The sequence below is a fragment of the Rhodococcus sp. OAS809 genome (assembly GCF_040546695.1).
GTDB lineage: Bacteria > Actinomycetota > Actinomycetes > Mycobacteriales > Mycobacteriaceae > Rhodococcus_F > Rhodococcus_F qingshengii.
In genome coordinates, this window is the sequence record NZ_JBEPOI010000002.1 from 6,172,476 (window position 1) to 6,194,656 (window position 22,181).

Genomic DNA, 22,181 nt, shown 5'->3' on the forward strand with positions numbered 1-22,181 from the left:
TGCCGCGCCCGTAGGCTTGACCGACTCACAGGAGATCGCCATGTCCGTCACCGAACTCGAACGTGTCACCCAGACCCCGGAGCAGATCTACGCTGCCGGCGGAATCACTGTCCACAAGGTCGGTGAGCTGATCGGCGCCCGCATCGACGGCGTACACCTCTCGGGGGATCTGTCCGAAGAGACCGCCTACGCGATCAACTATGCGCTGGCAGCGCACAAGGTTGTGTTCTTCCGTGGGCAGCATCATCTCGACGACACGTCGCAGTACGAATTCGCCGGAACCCTCGGCACCCAGACCACCCCGCATCCGACGGTGAAGTCCAGGGGCGACAAGCTGTTGGTGCTCGACCGAGCCGCCAACAGTTGGCACACGGACGTGACGTTTGTCGACCGCATCCCGAAAGCCTCGATTCTGCGAGCGACGACCATTCCCGAGTACGGCGGAGCGACCACGTGGGCGTCGACCACCGCCGCGTACGACCAACTGCCGTCTTCACTCAAGGTCTTGGTCGAGAATTTGCGGGCCGTTCACACCAATGCCTACGACTATGCCGAGGTTGTCGATCAGGCGAACCCGGTAGACGCGCAGCGCCAGGCCTACTACGCCGAATTCACCCGTGAGATCTACGAGACCGAACATCCGGTGGTGCGTATCCATCCGGCGACGGGGGAGAAGACCCTCCTGCTCGGTCACTTCTTCAAGGAGTTCGTCGGGCTCAAACCGTCGGAGTCGGTAGCTCTTTACCAGATCCTGCAGGCACGAATCATCAAGTTGGAAAACACTGTTCGATGGAACTGGTCGGCCGGCGACCTGGCGATCTGGGACAACCAGGCGACTCAGCATTACGGTATCGCCGACTACGGGACTCAGGCGCGCAGTGTGCACCGAGTGACATTGGCCGGCGACGTCCCCGTCGACGTCCACGGCGAGCAGAGTCGAATCCTCCAGGGTGACGCCGCGGAGTATTCGATCATCGCGGACATCGATCGGCTTCCCGGCTTCGCCGCGAACTGATCAGTCGTGCTGCGGGTGATCCGGCGGGAACATCTGTCCCCATGAGTGACTGCACGCTCGGCACGTCCATTCCGGGGTGTCCGGTCCCACGACGCAGCCAGTTACGGCGAGCCACGGTAGGTGATCGAACGGATGGACCGGCATCCCCGGTGCACACTGAGCGGTTCTGTGTGCACCGCAGAGTGGGCACGACGGATTCTTCGCCAGCATGTAGTCGATGAAGTTGGTGTGCCCAGACGTGGCCATCCTTCCGGTGCACTTGCGGCACAGGACGGCTGGGTAGTCGTCACCAGGTTCAGCCTGCCTGAAGATCCGTGATGCGGAATGAAAGTGAAGGCGATCGCTGCTGTTGAACTTTCGCAACGGCATCGGTGAGCTGCAACCTGTGCAGTTGCCCCGCTCGTTCATCAACGTTCGGGCGTGGGCAGCTGTGGACGTCGGATCCAGCGTGTCGATGTCGCCGAAGTAGTGCGCATAGTGTGACTGGCCGGCCGTGAGAATCCGGTCGGCCAGTGCGTCGTCGACCGGCCCAGGATCCGTGGGAAACGTGATGGACCATCGTTGTTCGAGTTCTGGAACGGTGGGCAAACCGTGGAGTTCGTACGGGCGTTCATCGACTTCCATCGGCGACGTGCCGTCGAAGGGCGCAGCCACGGTCTCGATGCAGAGCACCGCGCGAGGAGTGGTGTCGAGAACCGTGACCAGCAGGTCACCGATGGCCATCTTTCCGCGCATGATCCAGGGATCGACACGGGCCCGGGGTTCGAGAAACGCGACCACAGCATCGATCCATGGCGTGCCGAGTGCGATGAATACGTGCTGACCGGGGCTCCGCATGATCATCGAACGATTCTCGCAAGGGCTGCCGACAACGTCAGGCTTTGACCACCTTGCGCCCGAGCAGCGATGCAACCAGTCCGTCGACGAAGGTCGCCTGACGGCCGAGAGGATCGGAATCCGCTGCCGCGACGCTGCCGATCGAAATCGATCTCGTCAGGCCGGTCTCGCTGATGAATTCGGCGGCGAGGTGAGCCTCTCGGAACGTGAGGCCGCCCAGATGTGTCGTGTCGTCGACTCCGAGAACACGTCCGTCGATGATGTCCATGTCGAAGTGGACGTGGACGCCGTTCACACCCTGTCCCGCCGCGGCGAGAACGCGAGGCATCAAGGCCGCCATGCCATGGCGATCGATCTCGTCGATCGTCACCAGCAATACCCCGTACTCGTCGAGTGCGCGCTTGTGATCGACCGTGGCGTCCTTGACGCCCACCAAGACGGTGTTCTCCAAACTGGGGCCGTGCAGATCCGCCGCCGACGACAGCAATTGTTCGATATCGCCGTGGGAGGCGAAAATGATTGCACCCAAATCGGTTCCAGGTTCGGTGGCGATCGGAATTCTGGTGTTCTGCCAGGCTTCGGCAGTGAGCCACAGCGGCAGCGTTGTGAGATCCGCAGCGGCATTCTCGGCTTGAATGCAGTCGAAACCGATTCCGGACATGTCCTCACGTAGGCCGTGATCGAGGAGATGGCTTGCCAGCCCGGTAGTTTCGAGGTCGATCAATTCGACGGTCGCATTGGCATCGATCGGTTCGGTGCCCAGGACGTAGCGCTTTTCGACGTAGGGCGATGTCATCGCCATCAAGAGCGCGCCGTAATCGATCGTGAAGTCGACGGTGCCACCCAGTCGGTATTCGTCGCCTGTTTCTCCGGCGTCGACGAGGAGGTGATCGCTACTGGCGCTGATCACCTTCAGACGCGGATCGATCGGGGTCAAGCCTTCCGGCGAGATGTCCTCGCGGCCGATGGACAAGATCAGGCGTCGGCTCGGCTTGTCCTCGTTGTCGAAGACGGGGCGTCGGCCGAATGCGTCTTCGCCTGAGACGCCGTACGGCCGCGACGGCTTGACCTTGGCCTCGATGATGTCCGCGGTGAGAGTGAAGGCATCGTTGTTCAGCAGTTCGTACAGTCCGGGGGGAGTGGGTGATTCGGCCAGTACGATGCTGGCGCCCAAACGCAGATGGTTGATCCCCTCGGGCATCGTGCCCGTCTCGAGTAGTGGCAGCGAGAACGTATTGCCGCCGGAAACGATCGGCAGTTCGATCGAGAACCGCTTCGTGATTTCGTCGGCTAGGTAGACCAGATTCGACAGGTTGTCGACGGTCGGTTGGATGCCACCGACGCACGCGAGGTTCGCGCCGATTCCGATCAGTCTGATGCCCTCGATAGGAAGGATTTCAGCGACTACGTCCAGCGCCTCCGCCGGCAGGATTCCTTCGCGGAGATCTCCGAGGTCGATCATCAGCACGATGTCGTGGACTACGCCTCGCGTTTGTGCTGCTCTGCCCAGAGCAGCAATCGTCGTCAACTCGGAGTTGAGGCTGATGTCCGCGTAGCGGATCGTGTCGTCGATCTCGTTCAGCGACGGTGCGCGGATCAGCATCAGGGGAACGGTGATGCCGTCGCGGCGAATGCGGGCCAGGTTGTCCAGGCGGGAGTCGGCGATCTGCGTGACGCCGCCGCGGACCATTGCTCGTGCCACCTTGGGGGATCCGCACGTAGATTTGCTGACACCGGCCACCGATATACCGTGAGCGCTGGACGCCTCGACGAGGACGCGCGCATTCTGTTCGATACGACGCAGGTCGACGGTGATGGTCGGTCCGGTCATGATCTCCCCGTTTTCTCCGAAGGCGGTTCACGATCCGGGCTTTCCAGACCGGACGGTTGGCGTGAGCTGGACAACTTTGCTCCAACAGTTGTGTCGCAGGACACTTGCGTGCAGTATGAGGATACAACAGTTTCCTACCAGGCACTCTAGAGGAGCGTCGATGGCTACTCTCGTCAAACACGTACTTCGGCGCAAGCCGGCTTTGCAGATAGACCAGGAGACCGGCGCAGATACCAACGGCGGCGAGCTGACCCGCAGTATCGGTTTGGCGCAGTTGTCCATGTTCGGCATCGGCGCCACGATCGGCACCGGTATCTTCTTCGTCCTCTCGCAGGCAGTCCCGGTTGCGGGTCCGGCGGTCATCATCTCCTTCGTTGTTGCCGGTGTCGTCGCGGGACTCACGGCGATCTGTTACGCGGAGTTGGCCGGAGCTGTCCCGGCGTCGGGCTCGTCGTATTCCTACGCTTACGCGACGCTCGGAGAGCTTCCGGCCATGGCCGTCGGAGCGTGTCTGCTTCTCGAGTACGGAGTATCGGCCGCGGCGGTGTCCGTCGGATGGTCGCAATACTTGAACCAGCTGCTTGGCAACCTCTTCGGGTTCCAGATTCCCGACGCGTTGTCACAAGCGCCGGAGCAGGGCGGCATCATCAATCTGCCCGCAGTGATCCTGGTGTGCCTGTGCGGTGTTCTGCTCATCCGCGGCGCCAGTGAATCGGCCAAGGCCAACGCCATCATGGTCTCGATCAAACTCGCAATTCTGTTGCTCTTCATCGTGGTCGGCATCGCCGGATGGAACAGCAATCACTTCGCCGACTTCGCACCGTTCGGATTCAGTGGCGTCATGTCCGCCGCCGGAATCATCTTCTTCTCGTACATCGGCCTCGACGCTGTGTCCACCGCCGGCGAAGAAGTGAAGAACCCTCGTCGCAATCTCCCTCTCGCGATCCTCATTGCGCTCGTGTCTGTCACCGCGATCTACATCGCTGTTGTCGCCGTCGCGATCGGTGCACAGGATTCCGCTTCGTTCGAAGGTCAGGAAGCCGGACTGTCCGCCATCCTCGAACAGGTGACCGGATCTACCTGGCCGGGAACACTTCTGGCCGCCGGTGCGGTGATCTCGATCTGCAGCGTCACGCTCGTGGTCATCTACGGTCAGACCCGGATCCTGTTCGCGATGTCACGCGACGGCATGATTCCGTCGATCTTCCACAAGGTGAACCCGCGGACTCTGACGCCGGTGCCCAACACCATCATCGTCTGCGTCGTCATCAGCATTCTGGCCGGTTTCATTCCGATCAACTTCCTCGCCGAAATGACCAGCATCGGAACTCTGGTGGCCTTCCTCGTGGTCTCGGTCGGGGTCATCATCCTGCGGCGCAGTGACCCGGACCTGCCGCGCAGCTTCAAAGTTCCCGGCTATCCGGTGACGCCGATCCTCTCGATCCTGGGCTGCCTGTGGATCATCAAGGACCTCCGAACCGTCACGATCTACGTATTCCTCGTCTGGGTGACCGTCGCGATCATCTGGTACTTCGCCTACGGTATGAAGCACTCGCGCCTCGGGGCGAAGAACCGCGCCGAACTGGGATCGGAGTCCGAGTCATGACGTTGCTCGCGGGATACGCACCCGACGGTGACAGCTCCGGAACCGTCCATCTGGCAACGCTGTTGGCGCGCTCGTCCGGTGAACCGCTGGTGATCTGCGCGGTGATTCCCTCGCCGCCACCGCCCGGGATGGCGCGTGTCGACGCCGAATACCACCAGCAATTGCGAGCCGAAGCCGAAGCGGCACTGGCGAAAGCGCGGGCAGACATGCCCTCCGACGTCGACGTAACCTATGTCGTGCATGAGGCTCAGTCGACGTCGAGTGGCCTGCTCGATCTCGTTCACGAGCACGAAGCCAAGATGATCGTCCTGGATTCGTCTACGGCCGGGGTGTTCGGTCACGTGGCTCTCGGCAGTGTCACCTCACGCTTGCTGCACAGCTCCGACGTTCCGGTCGCCCTGGCGCCGAGGGGATTTCGAACCAAGCCCGGTGAGGTGGTTCGCCGCGTCACCGCCGCATACTCGGGCACACCCGATCAAGACGATCTGGTGCTCGCCGCCGCGACCGTGGCTGCGCGTGTCGATGCCGGACTCAGACTGGCGGCGTTTGCAGTTCGCGCAAACGCGCAGTACACGACCACGCTCGGGACCGAGGGGGATTCACCGATCATCTCTGAGTGGGCCGAGGTGGTCGAGCGCGAGACCAACGCTGCCTTCGAGCGCGTGCGTGCACTGCCCGAAATACCCGACGTCATGGAATCGGTTATCAGCCATGGTCGTAACTGGGCCGAGGCGCTCGAGGGCGTCGAGTGGGACCGAGGTGACGTTCTGACTGTCGGCTCGAGCAAGGCAGGTCCACTGGCGCGGGTGTTCCTCGGCAGTCGGGCGGCGAAGATCGTGCGGTACTCACCGGTTCCGGTGGTGGTGGTGCCGCGATCGGCGTCGACCCGAATAGTCGATCAGGCCGAAGCGGAATAGAGATCATGGCCGACGAGCGGAGTGCTTGTCGGCCCTGATCTTTCAGACGGAGCGAGCGAAGAGCGCTGGCTCGGAGCCGGGAACCTGAGAGACCTGCTCTCGGGCAACCAGATGGCGAAGGTGAGCTGCGCCCTCGGAGAGCGCCATCGTCTTTCCCATCGGGGAGATCTCGGCCCACGGCTTGTACCACTTCATCTTTGCCGCGACGTCCCACACCGTGAGCTTGTCGTCGGCGAACTCCTGCAGCAGGTGATCGAGTCGCTCCTGGTGATGCTCGATCAGCTCGCCGGCGCGACCTCCGACGTCGTCGATCGGAATGCCGTGTGCGCCGAGACCGCGGGTGATGTTCATGTTCTGCACCCGTGCGAGCGAGTCGAGGAAATCGGCGAGGGCATCACGCTCGTCGAGGGGGTACACGAAGTTGCCGACGTGTGGTGTGGTCTTCTGCAGGACGTGGTCGCCGGTGAACATGACGTCGGCGTCGTCGAGGTAGAAGCAGACGTGACCAGGCGTGTGGCCGGGGGTGTAGACAACGCGGAGGCCGCGGCCGGTGAGCGCGATGATTTCGTCGTCCGCGAGAAGGCGGTCGGGAGCGGACTCGGGGCCCACCGGAGACTCACCCGCGGCAGCCAGTCGGAATGCATCACGGTCAGCTGCGGGCGCTCCGGCACGTTCCATGTTGTCGAGCTGGTACGCCATCCACTCCTCGTTACGCGCAGTGGCCATCTGATCGAACAAGTAGTGGTCGTCCTCGTGCATGGCGATCCAGGCGCCGGATGCCTCGCGGACCCGTCCGCACAGGCCGGTGTGGTCCGGATGGAAGTGCGTGACCACGACGCCCTCGATGTCGGTCACCGAATGCCCGATCTCGGCGAGCCCGGCGTTGAGGCCCTGCCAGCCGTTGTCGTCGCCCCAACCAGCGTCGACCAAGATCAGTCCGCCGGGGGATTCCATGGCGTAGACGAGCGTGTGCCCGAGCGGGTTGTCCGTGATCGGGACAGGAATCTGAAATATGCCATCACCGATGGCTGCCGCACCGTTCATATCAAGTACCTCTTAACGATAAGGGAACGCACTCTTAGTACTTCATGTTTACCGTGCGCTCGTTTGGTTGGTGACACAGGTCCTGCCTGGCGGGAGTGCGGCATGTTTTCGGTCGACTTCGGATCGGGGAGAGTTTTATCGACCGAATGATGCCATTGAGTCGAAAGTAGTTGTTGAATAGGGTTTTTCGTGATTTCGCCGTGTCAGGGGCGTCCTCGGATGGCGGATCCGTCGACGAGTCGCGCACTAGCCTCCGAGGGACAGGCGCGCTGTGCGGTTATCGAGAAAGACGGGTCATGCGTTTTCAGGTTCTGGACATCATTTTCAACCCACCCCATCCAGTGACCGGCGAGGAAGTTGCCCCGTCCGATCGGCTCAACCGCGTCGTCGAACTGGCGGTTCTCGCCGAAGAACTGGGTATCGATTCGTTCTCGGTGGGTGAGCGCCATGCCGGGCCGGTTCTTTCGTCGGCGCCAACCGTCGTTTTGGGGGCGATTGCGCAGGCCACGGACAGAATCCTGCTCTCGACGGGTGTCACGGTCCTTTCGCTACTCGACCCGATCCGAGTCGCCGAAGATTTCGGAACCATCGATCAACTCAGCCGGGGACGCCTCGAGATCGTGATCGGCAAGGGCAACGAGGTTCTTCAATACCCGCTCCTCGGTCTGGACATCGCCAAGCAGTACGAGTACCTCACCGAGAACTACGAACTCCTCAAACTGCTGATCAGCGAGGAAAACGTCAAGTGGGTGGGAACGCACCGGCCTTCGCTCGAGGACGCGACGACGCTACCGCGTCCTTTCGACGGCCCGTTCCGTATCTGGCACGGATCGGCTACCTCGTTCGAGGCCGTCGAACTCGCGGCGAAGTGGGGTGACCCCATCGTCACCGCCAACGCCTTCCAGCCTCGTGAGAACTACAAAGTGCTGATCGACCACTACCGCGAGCAGTACCTGGCGTACGGACATGACCCGGCCAAGGCGTATGTCGGTTCGGGTTCGGGCGGATTGTTCCTCGCCGACACGACCGAGCAGGCCATCGAAGAGTTCCGTCCGATCTACGAAGGCGCCGTTGCGCAGGCCGACAAACGCAAGCACGATCCCAAAGCGGTCGGAAAGTCGACAAGCTTCCGGACCATCGAGGAAGCCGTCGACCGTGGGCCGGCATTGGTCGGGTCTTCGGAGCGAGTCGCCGAGAAGATCCTCGATTATCACGAGAGCTACGGCCACGATTTCCAATCGGTGTCGGTCAATCACGTGCTCGACTTCGAGCAGCAGAAGGACACCCTGCGCCGATTTGCGGAAGAGGTTATCCCGCTGGTGAAGGCCGAACTGTCGACGACGCTGTGGACCTCGGCCGACAAAGATCGGGCGAAGGGTTTCACCGCCGTCGACTGAGCGGAGAAGTCTGACTGTCGGGTAAGCGGGTCCGGCGCTGCGACCGCTCACGAGCTGCAGTAACTTGTTACCGACATCGCGGTCGGTTTTGACCGCAATGAAGGTATCCGTGAGTGGGAGTAGTGCGTTGACGTTGGGTGTGAACTCGCTTCCCGCGAACGAGCTGAGTCAGACGCTGTGGGTCGATCTGTTTCCTTGGCTGGACGACTACGTATCCGATCGTGCTGCGCTGCTCGAGCCGCTGGCACCGTCACCTGATTGGTGGTTCAGCGAAGCGCCGTCGTTCACTGTTCTCGAGGTCGATCTCGAGAAGGTTCTCTCCGAGCTGGCGTCCCTCTACATCGCTCACCACGCGGCAGCGGTATTGAGAGCGAGCTTTCCGCTACTTGGTGAAGATCTCCCGTTGGAGGTGTTGAGTCTCGATACTCGCGCAGTGACTGCACTGTCTCGGCTCACCACCGACAAAGCAATCGGCGGACTGCTGATGCACACGACCGCTGAGATCTTCGGCGTGCGCGGAACGAGCGAACAGACGGTGCACGACATAGTGCTCAACCTGTTGGTCTGTGCGGTCATGACGACTCCGCTCGCCCGCGTCGAGGCCAATGAGGAAGCAGGTGCCCCACCCGCGATCACAGCGCTGCTCGACGATCTCGCTCAGCTTGCTATGTGGCGACGGGTCCGAGGTCAGGACAGCAGACCACTCGTCACCGTCGAGATCGACGACGAATCTCCGGCCTCGATTCAGGAAGTCGCCGCCCGGATCTCGGCTCTGACGCCGAACGACTTGCCCGACACCGACCGTACCGACGCGATGGACGAAATCGACAATCTCTTCTCCCAGTTGGACGAGCGGGAGTCGTTGGTGTTGCGTGAGCGGATCGTAGCGCGAGTGCCGCAGCGTAGGGGAGCGATCGGAGCCAAGCTCGGAGTGGGCTCGGGGCGGGTCGGGCAGATCGAGGCCGACGTGAAAGCCAAACTCAACGCGGCGTGCGGATTCGGGACAGCCGTGGGGAACCTGCTTGCCAGCCTGCGCGTCGAGATTCAGCCGGTAGCTTCGCTTGATCGCCTCCTCGACGTGCATCCGAGCATCGCGGCGGAGGTGCCTGGTTACGGAGTTCCGCTGTGGTTGGTTCTGGACCGTCTCGACGACTACTTCGAGGTGACTGACGGTTGGGCAGCCGCTCCGGGCGTCGCGGCGGCCAAGAAACGCACTCAGACCTTGCTGGAAGACTTTGAGTCCCCCAACGGTGTGGTTGCACTCGACGACGTCGCCGAAGTTGTGTCGATGTCACGCGGCGAACTGGAGAAGTGGCTTGCGTGGTGCGGCGTTGTCGTAGTGGCGGATTCTGCGCTGACGCGTGCGCGTCGGATCTCCGATCTGGCAGTCGGCGCGCTCGAAGCCGTCGGATCGCCGAAGTCCGTCGTCGAGCTTGTGGAGTTGCTGAAGTCCGATCGCAGTGACCGGTCGATCGAGCGCGCGCTCGAGGCCGACGATCGCGTGGCGCTCGACGGCGCAGTGTGGCGGCTGCACGCCTGGGGAAGCGCGGATTCCGTTGGGGAGGAATCGGTTTCTTCGGGAGAGGCTGAAGAAGCCAGTGAGTTCAACATTGGTGGTGACGGGATCGTCCGGCGCAAGCGGACACGTAAAACTGCGAAGACGCCAGAGTTGACTCGCCGCCTGTACCGGTCAGGTAGTACGTGGCGGTATCGACTGACCGTGACCTCCGATCATCTACGGGGTTCCGGGTTTGCGGTGCCCGCCGGTGTTGCGGTCGCTGCGGGCTGTGTTCGCGGTGAGACCATCGAGTTGGAGAGCCACCTCGGCGTTCAAGCAGTTCGGTGGACCGGAGCGCAGCCGACGTTCGGCACTATCCGCCGATTCCTGCGTGAACTCTCCGCTGTCGAGGGCGAAGACGTGTTGCTCGAGCTGTGGCAAGACGGAACCTTCCGCGTGGTCCGACCGGCGATTGTCCACTCTGACATCGACCCACTACGTCAGGCACTCGCAGAGGTTGGCAATCGCGAGCCATTGCGAACTGCCGAGAGACATGTGGTGCGGATTCTCGCCGAAGCAGTGTGTCTGGACGGCGAAGACCGTCCACGAAAGATACTGCGCGCGTACGAAGATCGTGGTGAAGACGTGGTTCTGGACTTCCTGGAGGCGGCATGGCGGCGCGGCGAAGCATCCGAAATCGACGAGGTAGACGGTAAGGATGCATCCCATGACTGACGTCGCGGACACCCGCATAGTGGCCACCAAGATCCTTGCTGCGGACGAGTCCCTCGCCGGCGCCATCGGCTTGCACCACACCATCGCGACAGCGCTCGCCGATCTGATCGACAACAGCCTCGACGCCGCGGCCTCCCACGTGCTGATCAGGTTCGTTCAGGACGGCACACGGATCGTGTCGATGATGGTGATCGACAACGGCTCCGGCATGGACAGTGACACCATTGATTCCGCGATGACCTACGGCCGCCGACGCGACTATGCCGCCGAGGACCTCGGTCATTTCGGTGTAGGGATGAAGGCGGCGTCGTTGAGTCAGGCTCGGTTGCTCCGAGTGTGGTCTCGAAAGTCCGGGCACCCGACGCAGGGCCGCGAGATCGACTCGGCCTCAGTGCAGGGGCGTCAGTCAGTTTCGGTGATCGAGGACCGGCAAGCCGAAGAATTCTTCGACGCAGTCACGCCCCGCTTTCCCTTCGACACCGGAAGTGTTGTCGAATGGCGCGGCATCACAACATTTCTCATGTCCGCGCACGCGGACGAGCAGACCAGCTGGCTCGAACAGACCATCAACGACGTGCGCAGTCACCTCGGCGTCGTATTTCACCGTCTCATCGAATCCGGCCGGATCGCTCTGACTGTGGATGTCTTCGACGTCGAAGCGGGACGCGCCGGCGCGCTGCGCACAGTCAGTGCCATCGACCCGTTCCGGTATCCGCGCACCGGCGACCCCAACTACCCTCGGACACTTACCGTGTCGATCGCCGGTGCCACAGTAACCGCCGAAGCTCACCTGTGGCCCGCCCGGAGCAATGCACCGGAATTTCGCATCCACGGCGCCCCCGGCCGCGACCAGCAGGGGCTCTACTTCTATCGGCACGATCGACTCCTGCAGATCGGCGGCTGGAACGCGATAGTGCGGGGCCGACCGGACTACGGATTGGCACGAATTGCTGTCGATCTGAACGATTCTCTGCTGCAGCACATCACCATCAATCCCGAGAAATCGGGGGTGACGCTCGACGCCACTGCGTCGGCTGCCGTCGACGGGGCCGTCTTCACGGATTGCAACGGTGGATTCCGTTCGTATCTGACCGATGCCGAGCGCGTCGTGCGGGCAGCCCGAAGTTCTGCACCTCGGCCGATTAGCGTCATCGAGCCGGCATCCGGCTTTCCGGAAGACGTGCTCGATTCCTTCAGCGACGCCTTCGAATTCAGCGTCGGTGATGATCCTGTTGCTGTGGGTTGGCGAGCCTTGGCGCGTGATCAGTTCTTCGAAGTCGACCTCAAGACTCGGACTTTGTGGATCAATGCGCGTTTTCGGCGTGATCTGCTCGGACGTCGCAGTCTCGACCCGGCTGATGCTCCGGTGCTCAAGACGCTTGTCTTCCTGTTGGTGAGTGAGATGTTCGAAGGAACGAGAATCGGCGCTCGTCAGAGGGAAAAGATGCAGGCGTGGCAGGAAGTGTTGATTTCCGCAGTGGCAGCGCACCGGGAGCAGGTAGTGCAGTGAGTGATGAAGTATTCCGTGCGGTTGCGCGTGAACTCGGTGACGGGTTTCCGCCCGAGAACGTGCTCTACCCGGTCAACGCGCGCCTGCGAGCGAGCTATCCGGATGGCCTGACCATCGCGGACATCATCGATGTGTTCCTCGATGAGAGTGCTGTCGGTGTACGAACGGCGCTCACCTCGCGTCTACGGCAGTGGGATGCGGAAAGTGTCGAGACGTGGGTAGGCTCGACTGTTCCGCAAAGTCCGGAACGGCGGGCTCGGATCTACGACTTGTTGGGATTGCCGGTCGACGCCCACGCCGAGATGGATGCGCACTTCCTTCGCGAAGGTGGGCCCGTTGTCATTGCGGCTCAGCAGCCGTGGGACCCCTGGTACACCTCCGAACGCCGCCGCGAGCACGACTTCTATTGGCGCGCTTACAAGCGAGTTCTAGCCGACAAGAACTGGGACGAGGCGACAATCGGAAAGCTGGACATTGCAACCACTGAGGTTGTGCACCGGCTTGCGGATCCGACGCGGCCCGAGCCGTATCAGTCCAAAGGTTTGGTGGTCGGCTACGTCCAGAGCGGGAAGACGGCGAATTTCAGCGGCGTGGTGGCCAAGGCGATCGACGCTGGGTACCGCTTGGTCATCGTGTTGACCGGCACGATCGAGATTCTCCGGAGCCAGACTCAGCGACGCCTCGACATGGAATTGGTCGGTCGTCAAAACATCAGTGCCGGTGTGGACGACGACTACGCCAACGACGAGGACTGGCGGGACGGGAACTTTCTCGAACACGAAATCGATCCGAACAAGACCAATGAAATCCCGGCTATCCGTCGACTCACCACCTCGACCTTTGACTACAAGAGCCTGCTCGCGGGCCTGAGCGCACTGCACTTCGAAACCGTGGATCACTCCCTTCCGCTGAATGATCCGAAGAATCTGTACCCCAGCAATATTCGCATCGCGGTCGTGAAGAAGAACGTCTCCAGCCTCAAGAAGCTGGTGGCCGATCTGAAGAAAGTGCCGACCGAACTCGATCAGATTCCTGCCCTGATCATCGACGACGAAGCCGATCAGGCATCGGTGAACACGATCGATCCGAAGAAGATGAAAACCGAGCAGGTCGAGCGGACGGCGATCAACGGTCAGATTGCTGAGATCCTCGGTCTACTCGAGCGTGCCCAGTACATCGGTTACACCGCAACACCTTTTGCCAATGTGTTTGTCGATCCGGAAGACAGCGTCAACGTCTTTCCTTCGGACTTCATCGTCAGTCTCGAGCGGCCCGGCCCGTACATGGGTGGTGCGGACTTCCACGATCTAGACGATCTCGAAGACGACGACAAGACTCCGGCCAATTCGAACCAGAAAGCGTACGTACGGGATCTCCGGGCCGAGTGCGACGAGGATCGCTCAGCCGAGCAGTTGCGAGCGCTCGACTCGTTTGTCCTGACCGGGGCGATCAAGCTATTCCGGGAATCGAAGGGCGCCAAGCCGTATCGGCACCACACGATGCTGGTGCACGAATCGGTGAAGCAGGCCGAGCATGACGCCGTAGCCGACGACTTCAAGGCCTTGTGGAAATCGGCCGGATACAGCCAGGCCAAGAGTCTTTCCCGGCTGGACAAGCTCTGGGCCGAAGACTTTGCGGTGGTGAGTGCGGCTCGGGGCAGTGAACTGGAGAATCCTGGTTCGTTTGCCGAGTTGGAGGATTTCATCGGCGCTGCCTACGACAAGATTTCCGAGGGAACCAGCCCCGTTATCGTGGTCAACGGTGCGGCCGAGAAGGACTACAAACAGGATTCCCTCGATTTCCAGGAACGCGGCGTGTGGAAGATTCTGGTCGGCGGCACGAAGCTGAGTCGCGGCTTCACGGTCGAGGGCCTGACCATCACTTATTACACGCGTCGAACGGGTCAAGCTGACACATTGATGCAGATGGGACGATGGTTCGGATTCCGCCCCGGGTACCGAGACTTGGTGCGCCTGTTCATCGGCCGCACGGTTGGCGGACCCGCCGGCGCGGACTACGACATGTACAAGGCGTTCGAGGCGATCGTTCGGGACGAGCAGGAGTTCCGGAACGAGCTCACTCGGTTCAGCGGCGTGAACGAGAAGGGCGAACCGTGGGTCACTCCACGCGATGTGCCGCCGATGGTGTTTCAGCAGCTGCCGTGGCTGAGGCCAACGGCTCGAAACAAGATGTTCAACGCCGATCTGGTTTATCGAGGCATGGGCGGTGAAAGTTTCAGCTTCACGATGCAGCCCCCGCGAGGTGACGGTTCGATCAACGCTCGGCACTTCGACGCGGTTGCACCATTATTGAAGTCGTTGGGCGAAACAGGGTCCTTCAATTTCGTTGACAAGGATGATGTTTCGCGATCGTTCACTGCGCGATACGGCATTGTCCCTGCCCATGTGGTGTTAGAGGCCGTCGACCAGTTCGAGTGGGCGAACGGGTGGGATTTCGGTCCCCACCGCGAAGCGCTTTCGACCGCAATCGAATCCGGATTGCTCGAGGATTTTGCAGTTCTGCTGCCGTACCCCAAGACCCGGGAGCCGATCGAGATCAAGGGTTGGCACGAGAAACTTCCGATCGTCAATCGCAAGCGTCAGGAACGCGATTACCGAACAGGTTTCACCGGTACGGCCGTCCGTGAGCGCGATGCGATCGAGCACATTGCGGGCAGCCCGAAGAAGAACGGTGGACCGCTTGCGGGTGCTCTTCATCGGAAGACTCGCGGTGCATTGATTCTGGTATTGGCGAACGATCCGGCTCCTCGTCAGTTGAAACGGGCACAGGCTGGTCCCGTGGACTCGCGCGATTTTGCGACGTTGTTCTCGTACGCGCTTCCGCACGCGGCGGAGCCGTTGGGGCGAATCGGTTTTCGGGTGAAGCAGTCAGGGACAGGGGCGATCGTCGATGCGAACTAGGTGTGTTGTGGTGGGAGACAGGAATGGGTTCTGATGGCTAAGACGATTGCGACGATCAACCTCAAGGGCGGCGTCGGTAAGACGACGATCACCGCGGGGTTGGCCGAGTTCATGTCGCTCGAATTCGGTCAGCGCGTGCTGTTGATCGACCTCGATGCGCAGATCAATCTGACGACGATGATGATCAGTGAGGATCACTGGCTCGAACTCAACAAGCAAGGGCTGACCAGCGCAACCATTTTCCGCGACGCCGTCGATGGCACGTCGAACTTCGATCTTGAAGCCTCGATTCAGCGCGGAGTTTCTCCGGTCAAGCGAGTGACGGGTGTGGATCTGCTTCCCTCATCTCTCGATTTGATCGAGCTACAGGAGGAGATCAGTGCCCTTCGGGTTGCTGATCGGAACTCCACCAAGCCGGTTGAATTGTTGAGGGATGCCGTCACCCCGGTGATGCCGTACTACGACTACGTTCTGATCGATTGCCCGCCGAATCTCGGGCCGATCACACTCAACGGATTGGCCATGGCTGACGGCTACGTGATCCCCACGATCCCGGATGTGCTCTCCACGTACGGCATTCCGCAGATCCAGACGCACATCGCGAAGTTCGGCAAAGAACTCGGCCGTGAACTCTTCGAACTCGGGTTGGTGATCACCAAGTACAAGTCCAACTCGGCGGTGCACCGCACGACTGTGCGAAATCTTCGACGCGATCCCAACGTCCCTCACGTATTGCCGGAGTATCTCGCGGAGTCGAATCAGATTGCCGCGTCGGCGGAGTTTCACCCGTACAGCACTTTGAAGGTGAAGTACGGCAATGCAGGTCAGTTCGATCAGATGCGTGCAATTACGCAGAACATTCTCACGGAAGCGCAGGCGAAGCTATGAGTGCGGGTATCGATGAGGCGCGTCGTCGCGTGCAGGTGCAGGAAACCGGTGCAGCGCTCCTCAAGTTGGGAGCAACCAATGCCTCGGCATCGGTGTTGCTGGCCAAACTGGTTCAGGTAGTTGCAGAGGAAGCTGCCCGTACCCCGCGCTTCGCGAAGGCAATCGAAAGCGCTTTCGCAGTTCCGTCGGATGGATCCGCCGTTGTGGTACCTGCTTCTGCGCCGGCGCCGCGTCGTCGTGCTGCTGTACCGAAGGTGAAGCGGGAGCCGGGGGCTTTCGACCCGTTCGACGTCTTCAAGGTCGATGGGGAAGCAGCGCTGCTGGAGCGTCTTTCAGCCCTCGATGCAGACGGGATCAAGGACATCATCGCGGAGCAGGAGATCGACACGCACAAGGAGACCGGCCGTAAACGGAAGGTCGATGTGCTGGCGGTCTGGACCGTCGAGCGGGTGAAGGCACTGACCTCGAAGGGCAGTGCGTTCCGGTAGGGGCTCCTCCTCTCAGCGCGCCGTTGTGGTCCTTGGGGCCGCCAGATTGGCGCACTGGTTCGCCGGACTCCTTCATCAGTGGATGGCGATACCACACGAGTGGCTTCGAATGATTCCGCGCGGCGCCGGCTAGTGTGTGAACTTGCGGGTTGGACGCTTACCAGGAAGGCGCATAGTGGCACCTTCGGTGATCTCCGAGTTTCTTGACCCATCGCCCGCCGCGCTGGAGGCGCAGTGGAAATCGGTACTCGCACGTCAGGAGGTACCGAAGGGAAGCCGACAGGTGCCGTTCGTTCCGAGCGAGGTCGTGTTGTCGCTCTGCGCATCGCTGTTGGTTGACCATCGCCGGTTCGGTAGCTCTTCTGCACATCGAGCGGGAATGCCGGTCCAGCATCTTGCGAGTTTGTTCAAGCGTCCGCCCACGAGCTTTATCGCAAAGATGGCGAACCTGGATGGAACACGTAGTCATGGCGGGCGATATGAGGTCGAAGTCGCGTCGTTGATGCTTTCGGACAGCGTGTTGATGCAGGACGTATACCTTCGAATTCTGCGGTCGGCGCGTTCCCACGGAATTGACGAACATGCGTTGCCAGACTTCCTCGAATTGGAAAACGGCGAAACGCTGTGGTTGGCGGGACAAGAAGAGTTAGTCCAAAGTGAGATCGAGAGATCCTTGGAGCAGTCGCTCGAAAAGTGGTCTAGCGAGCGTAAAGATATCCCCATCGCGACCACCCAGCGATTGCTGACCTCGAGGGTTCGGATCGGCCAGCATCGGTTCGCCGCTGGCGTACTCAGCAATCACGAGCACCGCTGCGTGTTCTGTGGCCTTAGCGCGAACATCGGTGGCCGACGCCGGCCGCGCCTCCTTACTGCAAGCCATATCAAGCCCTGGCGAGACAGCACTGACAAAGAGCGACTTGACCGTCGCAACGGCTTCACCGCGTGTCCGACACATGACATTGCCTTCGATACGGGGCTCATCACCGTCGATGAGGACTTGAACCTCCATTACGCGCCCGGCGTCGAGAGCGATATGGAGATCGAAGGTCCGCTTCGCGCCGCACTCGGGAAGCCACCTCTGAGAGACCGATTGATCTTGCCGGACAAGGCGGAGCGTCCGGATGTTGTCTATCTGGACTGGCACCGCACGCAGATCTATGTCGCTTCGTGACTTCGCCAGCGAGCGCTCTGCGGAGCAGATCGAAGATGAGCCAGACTACTTAACTTGTGTAATACCAAGATCACCGTCGACGCCGTCTGCATCATCGCCGCACGCACAGTCACAGTCACCGCCGCAACCGCCGGGATTGCAGTCTCCGGCGTAGCTGTCGTCATCGGCGTCGCAGTCGAGGTCTCCGCCGAAGGATTCAGCAAAATCGTCGTCGAGTTCGTGAGTGAAGTCGTGAACCTCGTCGATCAGGTTCAGCAGATGCTGCGGAGCGAAGGGATCGGCGTCGAGCATCGTGGAGACCAGTAGGTGGTCGCCGCTGAAGGCGAAGCGGAGGCGCGGCCATTCCTGCGCGAGTTCGATGAGTCGAGTCGCAGCATGCGAGGGATTGCCGAGGCCGGTCAGAACCGAAGACCAAACGTTGATCTGGGGTCCGTCGTCGGCGACGGTCACGTAGACGACAAATCCGTGAACCGGCACGACAATGTCGCCGTCGTCATCGGTGGCAGGCTCACTGCCCAGCAGTTCGGCGAGGGTCTGGACGCACAGGTGAACCAACTCGTCGCGCTCGTCCGTCACCAAGGCAATTGCGCCGTTGATGTGGAGGGGCTGGTCGGCGGTCGTGTCTTGGTCGCTCATGGATCCTCATGTTCTGTGCCAGTCCGAGCAGGCGCTGGGCACTGTTTTCGTGCGGTAGCTGTCAGGTCTACGGTAATCGGCGCACACTATTGTCCGCGCAGTGGATGATCAAAGATGCCTGGGTAGGTCCGTGTTGATCTGGACTTGACAGCCGACCAGCGACAAGATGCGAGCCCCGACAAATCGGGCAACCTTGTGGCAGTGAGTATCTCGGCTGTCGGTAGGTAGATCTAGCCTCCATACATGACGGGTCAGCGAGTTCGGCGAGCTTCACATCTGCGTTTGGTACCTGCATATCAAGCGGCGCAAAGCCAGATGAAGGTCCTTACGCCGAGGCAGATGCGGAATCAGCGTCGACGGCCGGAGGTGGCGAACTTTGTCATGCGGATCGAACTCGATTGCATCACGCCGCCTATTTGGAGACGGTTTTCGGTCCCGTCGAATATCGAACTGGACCAACTTCATTCGATTGTGCAGGCGGTGATGGGGTGGGGAGATCAACACGCTCATCAGTGGGTGAGTGTCCATCATTCAACGGACAATGGCCCAGATCGGTATATCGCGCCAGAGGTGATCGAGCGCGACGGATACCAGGAAGACGAGTTTGGTGAGGACGAAGTCCGGATCGACGAGGCAGTTACCGCGGTCGGGGAGTACGTCCGTTATGAGTACAACGCCCGCGCAAGGTGGAGTCACACGTTGGTTCTCGAGCAGATTGTCGAAGACCAGCCGATTTCTGAGCCATCCTGTCTCGACGGCGAGAGAGCGTGCCCGCCGGAGGATTCTGGCGGTCCGATCGGGTATCGCGAGTTCCTGAACGTGCAGGCGAGTACCGGACTGTTCGATCCCGAACGTTTTGTTCCCGCAGAGTCCAATGCAGCAGTCACCATTGCAGTGGCATTGCATAAATCACCGCCCGTGGAAAGCTCGCTGTTCGAGAATTTCTTGCGCCGCCTGTCGGTTCATTCCGCGCCGAAACTGTTTGCCGCAGTTGCCAAATCGGAGCTTCGTGGCGGATATGACAACTATTTCGAGGTGATGCGTGAGGGAGCAAACTGCCAACTGCTGTGGCTGCTGAACTCCGCGCGAGGTGGTGGGATTGTTTTGACGGCGTCCGGGGCACTTCCTTCGGACCATGTTGCGGCCGCCCGAGACGAACTCGATTGGGGCAGCGACTGGATCGGTGTCACGGCAGGGAGTGACTCGCAATTAGCAGTACTCGTTGAAGTCGCAAAGACACTGAGATTTGTCCGGAAACTCCGAGGCACATTGCTTCTGACTCGACTCGGCGCGTCAGTGCTTGCATATGAAGGCGAGCTGTGGCGTCACATCGTGTCGGCCATGCCGTTGGGAAAGGGTGAGATGGCGCAGGAAGCCGGCCGAATTCTGTTCCTTACGTTGGCTGCCGGCTTGTCGGAGTCCGAACGTAGTGAAGTGATGATCGAAGGCCTCACGGCATTGGGTTGGTCGACAACAGACGGAACACGACTCGGGGACGACGATTGGACGTGGATGGTGCGAGACACTCTCGTGTACCTGCGAATGATCGGGGCGATTGTCTCCAATCCGCTGGACCAGCATGTTTCCGCCGATCCCGAGTGGGGCCGACGGTTTGCCAGGATGGTCCTGTCGAAGTAGCTGAGCGATCGAATCGAGCATCGATTTCAATCGATGCGGAGTTGTTATATGCGCTGGAAGAGCACGATTTTACTGCGGCGGAAACATGAATATTTTCGGGTGGGAAAATATCGGAGTTTTTGTTCGAAATTGCCATTATGCTATGGTCGATTCTCAGTTGTTGAATTGCGTGGTCGAGCCAAAAGCTTGCGCAGAAGATTTATTTTGTGGAGGTTGGGTTTCCGAAAAGACGAAGTGCGTGTTGCTAGTCAATTGAATATGTGACCGGTGTTGGTATGGCGGTCGCTCCTAGGGCGTGCAGAAACGAAGCGCAAAGATTCTGAACAGGGGTTTTGCGCTTTGCTCTGCCGATTATGTGCGAAGGATGTGGCATGTGACGGGGTCCGACATGGTCCAGTTCAGTACCTTGGTAATTGTTTCACTGCTTGTTGCTTTTTATGGTGGAACATTTCTGATTTCTCTTCGTATTGGTAAGAAACAGGAAAATGCCGACGGTTTTATGACCGCCGGAAACAAATTAGGATTTGGTGTTTCGGCCGCGAGCATGACGGCCACCTGGATTTGGGCGTCGTCGATGTACGCATCTGCCACTTCTGGCTACACCTACGGAATCTCCGGCCCCATTCACTACGGTTTGTGGGGCGCGTTGATGATTCTCTTCATTTATCCGTTCGGCCAGCGAATTCGCAAAGTAGCGCCGAAAGCCCACACCCTGGCTGAGGTCATGTACGCGCGGCACGGACGCTCGAGTCAGCTGATGCTCGCGGGCTCCAATATCGTCGGCAGTCTCATCAGTTTGATGTCGAACTTCCTCGCTGGTGGTCTGCTGATCGCGTTGCTTTCGCCGTTCAACTTCATCCAGGGTGTGTTCATCGTTGCGCTGGGCGTTTTGCTGTACACGTTGTGGTCGGGCTTCCGCGCTTCGGTGTTGACCGACTTCGTTCAGCTGATCGGAATGCTCGGTGCGGTAGCGGTTTTGGTGCCGTTCATCTTCTTTGCGGCAGGGTTCCCGGCAGCCTTCGAATCCGGGGCAGGCAACCTTACTGCTGAGCAGGGCAACTTCTTCTCGAGCGTTGCCTTCTTCGAGCAGGGCGCGCCGTACATCGCGGCAGTTCTTGCCTACGCAATCGGCAACCAGACCATTGCCCAACGTCTGTTCGCGGTCCGCGAAGACCTGATCAAGCCCACCTTCATCACCGCAACCGTCGGATACGGCGCAACGGTCATTGGTGTCGGAATGCTGGGTGTTCTCGCTCTGTACCTCGGAATCGAGCCGATGGATGGTGACGTCAACAACCTGATTCCCCAGATGGCCGCGTCGTACCTGCCCGGAATTTTGCTGGCCGTCTTCTTTGTCATGATCATCGGCGCGCTGTCATCGACGGCAGACTCGGACCTTGCTGCGCTCTCGTCCATCGTGATGACCGACGTTTACGGCCAAGCCGTCGCAGGCAAGGCCAATGCGAACCCTCGACGGATGCTGCTCATCGGCCGAGTAACGATGATAGTTGCCACGGCGGCGGCTATCTCCTTGGCAAGTCTGCAACTGAGCATTCTTGATCTGTTGGTGTTCGTCGGCGCGCTGTGGGGCGCGCTGGTGTTCCCGGTTATCGCGAGCTTCTATTGGGGAAAGGTCACCAACAAGGCCTTCACTGTGTCGGTTCTGGTGGCGCTTGCCGCCTTCTTGCCCGTCCGATTCAGTTGGGTGCCGATGGATGGGATGTTCGGGCTCTTCTCCGACATCGTTGCCGTTATCGGTATCGGAGTGGTGCTGGGACTCATGGTATTTGGATTCTTCGGTCTGAAGGTTGCGCAGATCGTCGGTGGCCTGGCGATCGTGCTGTCCGCGCCGTTCGCGATCGGCTTCCTGCACGATTACCCAACGCTCAGCGGATCTTTGGTGGCCTATGCCGTCAGTACCGTCGTGTGCTTTGCGATGTCCGTCAATCAGCGTGAGACGTTCGATTTCGAACTGATCAAGCAGCGGACGGGAGACTTCGACGATGACGAGCTTCCTGCCGTGGGAGCGTCCGGAAAGTAACCGTCGAG

16 protein-coding genes are annotated in these 22,181 nt (G+C 60.4%); 12 read left to right on the forward strand and 4 right to left on the reverse strand.

Annotated elements, in window-relative coordinates:
* Positions 1 to 40: 40 nt before the first annotated feature.
* Positions 41 to 1,015, forward strand: coding sequence for a TauD/TfdA dioxygenase family protein (locus ABIE52_RS31975; protein ID WP_003940665.1), 975 nt, complete (start codon positions 41 to 43; stop codon positions 1,013 to 1,015).
* Here ABIE52_RS31975 and ABIE52_RS31980 read toward each other — a convergent pair whose 3' ends face one another.
* Positions 1,016 to 1,858 (reverse strand): hypothetical protein, encoded by an 843-nt coding sequence (locus tag ABIE52_RS31980; RefSeq protein ID WP_064444050.1) that lies wholly within the window; start codon positions 1,856 to 1,858, stop codon positions 1,016 to 1,018.
* A gap of 31 nt (positions 1,859 to 1,889) precedes the next feature.
* The gene (locus ABIE52_RS31985; protein WP_064444051.1) at positions 1,890 to 3,683 is read right to left on the reverse strand and encodes an alanine racemase; all 1,794 of its coding nucleotides are present in this window, start codon (positions 3,681 to 3,683) and stop codon (positions 1,890 to 1,892) included.
* Between the two features lie 160 nt (positions 3,684 to 3,843).
* On the opposite strand from ABIE52_RS31985, the gene ABIE52_RS31990 reads away from it, so the two are divergent.
* Together ABIE52_RS31990 and ABIE52_RS31995 are read left to right on the forward strand one after the other, a co-directional pair.
* On the forward strand, positions 3,844 to 5,289 hold the full coding sequence (locus ABIE52_RS31990) for an amino acid permease (RefSeq protein WP_007729264.1): 1,446 nt from the start codon (positions 3,844 to 3,846) through the stop codon (positions 5,287 to 5,289).
* Positions 5,286 to 6,206: a universal stress protein gene (locus tag ABIE52_RS31995; protein WP_003940649.1), complete on the forward strand. Its 921-nt coding sequence runs from the start codon at positions 5,286 to 5,288 to the stop codon at positions 6,204 to 6,206. Before ABIE52_RS31990 ends, ABIE52_RS31995 begins: the two co-directional genes overlap by 4 nt.
* Positions 6,207 to 6,248: 42 nt before the next feature.
* Here ABIE52_RS31995 and ABIE52_RS32000 read toward each other — a convergent pair whose 3' ends face one another.
* Positions 6,249 to 7,250 carry an MBL fold metallo-hydrolase gene (locus tag ABIE52_RS32000; RefSeq protein ID WP_058037188.1) on the reverse strand — a complete coding sequence of 334 codons (1,002 nt, stop codon included), beginning with the start codon at positions 7,248 to 7,250 and terminating at the stop codon, positions 6,249 to 6,251.
* Between the two features lie 296 nt (positions 7,251 to 7,546).
* On the opposite strand from ABIE52_RS32000, the gene ABIE52_RS32005 reads away from it, so the two are divergent.
* The 7 genes from ABIE52_RS32005 (at position 7,547) to ABIE52_RS32035 (ending at position 17,858) form a co-directional block, all read left to right on the forward strand.
* Positions 7,547 to 8,647, forward strand: a complete 1,101-nt coding sequence (locus ABIE52_RS32005) for an LLM class flavin-dependent oxidoreductase (protein WP_054825837.1) — start codon at positions 7,547 to 7,549, stop codon at positions 8,645 to 8,647.
* Positions 8,648 to 8,756: 109 nt separating this feature from the next.
* On the forward strand, positions 8,757 to 10,880 hold the full coding sequence (locus tag ABIE52_RS32010) for a hypothetical protein (protein ID WP_238592679.1): 2,124 nt from the start codon (positions 8,757 to 8,759) through the stop codon (positions 10,878 to 10,880).
* Positions 10,873 to 12,390, forward strand: a complete 1,518-nt coding sequence (locus ABIE52_RS32015) for an ATP-binding protein (RefSeq protein WP_064444053.1) — start codon at positions 10,873 to 10,875, stop codon at positions 12,388 to 12,390. The genes ABIE52_RS32010 and ABIE52_RS32015 overlap by 8 nt, the downstream gene beginning before the upstream one ends.
* Positions 12,387 to 15,311: a Z1 domain-containing protein gene (locus tag ABIE52_RS32020; RefSeq protein WP_064444054.1), complete on the forward strand. Its 2,925-nt coding sequence runs from the start codon at positions 12,387 to 12,389 to the stop codon at positions 15,309 to 15,311. The genes ABIE52_RS32015 and ABIE52_RS32020 overlap by 4 nt, the downstream gene beginning before the upstream one ends.
* A gap of 33 nt (positions 15,312 to 15,344) precedes the next feature.
* Positions 15,345 to 16,199, forward strand: a complete 855-nt coding sequence (locus ABIE52_RS32025; protein ID WP_042447943.1) for a ParA family protein — start codon at positions 15,345 to 15,347, stop codon at positions 16,197 to 16,199.
* The gene (locus ABIE52_RS32030) at positions 16,196 to 16,687 is read left to right on the forward strand and encodes a hypothetical protein (RefSeq protein ID WP_042447940.1); all 492 of its coding nucleotides are present in this window, start codon (positions 16,196 to 16,198) and stop codon (positions 16,685 to 16,687) included. The genes ABIE52_RS32025 and ABIE52_RS32030 overlap by 4 nt, the downstream gene beginning before the upstream one ends.
* A 175-nt stretch (positions 16,688 to 16,862) precedes the next feature.
* A complete protein-coding gene (locus ABIE52_RS32035) occupies positions 16,863 to 17,858 on the forward strand; it encodes an HNH endonuclease (protein WP_054825839.1) in 996 nt (331 codons plus the stop codon).
* A 45-nt stretch (positions 17,859 to 17,903) separates the two neighbouring features.
* Here ABIE52_RS32035 and ABIE52_RS32040 read toward each other — a convergent pair whose 3' ends face one another.
* On the reverse strand, positions 17,904 to 18,494 hold the full coding sequence (locus tag ABIE52_RS32040) for a T3SS (YopN, CesT) and YbjN peptide-binding chaperone 1 (protein ID WP_042447934.1): 591 nt from the start codon (positions 18,492 to 18,494) through the stop codon (positions 17,904 to 17,906).
* Positions 18,495 to 18,875: 381 nt separating this feature from the next.
* Between ABIE52_RS32040 and ABIE52_RS32045 the strand changes: the two genes are divergently transcribed.
* Positions 18,876 to 20,132, forward strand: a complete 1,257-nt coding sequence (locus ABIE52_RS32045; RefSeq protein WP_192713388.1) for a plasmid pRiA4b ORF-3 family protein — start codon at positions 18,876 to 18,878, stop codon at positions 20,130 to 20,132.
* A 388-nt stretch (positions 20,133 to 20,520) separates the two neighbouring features.
* Complete coding sequence (locus tag ABIE52_RS32050; RefSeq protein WP_172827044.1) at positions 20,521 to 22,173, forward strand: sodium:solute symporter family protein; 1,653 nt, start codon at positions 20,521 to 20,523, stop codon at positions 22,171 to 22,173.
* Positions 22,174 to 22,181 lie beyond the last annotated feature (8 nt).

What these genes read in the sequence shown, in the direction of transcription:
- ABIE52_RS31975 (WP_003940665.1), top strand. Translation starts at nt 41, where the DNA reads ATGTCCGTCACCGAACTCGAACGTGTCACCCAGACCCCGGAGCAGATC.
- ABIE52_RS31980 (WP_064444050.1), bottom strand. Translation starts at nt 1,858, where the DNA reads ATGATCATGCGGAGCCCCGGTCAGCACGTATTCATCGCACTCGGCACG.
- ABIE52_RS31985 (WP_064444051.1), bottom strand. Translation starts at nt 3,683, where the DNA reads ATGACCGGACCGACCATCACCGTCGACCTGCGTCGTATCGAACAGAAT.
- ABIE52_RS31990 (WP_007729264.1), top strand. Translation starts at nt 3,844, where the DNA reads ATGGCTACTCTCGTCAAACACGTACTTCGGCGCAAGCCGGCTTTGCAG.
- ABIE52_RS31995 (WP_003940649.1), top strand. Translation starts at nt 5,286, where the DNA reads ATGACGTTGCTCGCGGGATACGCACCCGACGGTGACAGCTCCGGAACC.
- ABIE52_RS32000 (WP_058037188.1), bottom strand. Translation starts at nt 7,250, where the DNA reads ATGAACGGTGCGGCAGCCATCGGTGATGGCATATTTCAGATTCCTGTC.
- ABIE52_RS32005 (WP_054825837.1), top strand. Translation starts at nt 7,547, where the DNA reads ATGCGTTTTCAGGTTCTGGACATCATTTTCAACCCACCCCATCCAGTG.
- ABIE52_RS32015 (WP_064444053.1), top strand. Translation starts at nt 10,873, where the DNA reads ATGACTGACGTCGCGGACACCCGCATAGTGGCCACCAAGATCCTTGCT.
- ABIE52_RS32025 (WP_042447943.1), top strand. Translation starts at nt 15,345, where the DNA reads ATGGCTAAGACGATTGCGACGATCAACCTCAAGGGCGGCGTCGGTAAG.
- ABIE52_RS32030 (WP_042447940.1), top strand. Translation starts at nt 16,196, where the DNA reads ATGAGTGCGGGTATCGATGAGGCGCGTCGTCGCGTGCAGGTGCAGGAA.
- ABIE52_RS32040 (WP_042447934.1), bottom strand. Translation starts at nt 18,494, where the DNA reads ATGAGCGACCAAGACACGACCGCCGACCAGCCCCTCCACATCAACGGC.
- ABIE52_RS32045 (WP_192713388.1), top strand. Translation starts at nt 18,876, where the DNA reads ATGCGGATCGAACTCGATTGCATCACGCCGCCTATTTGGAGACGGTTT.
- ABIE52_RS32050 (WP_172827044.1), top strand. Translation starts at nt 20,521, where the DNA reads ATGGTCCAGTTCAGTACCTTGGTAATTGTTTCACTGCTTGTTGCTTTT.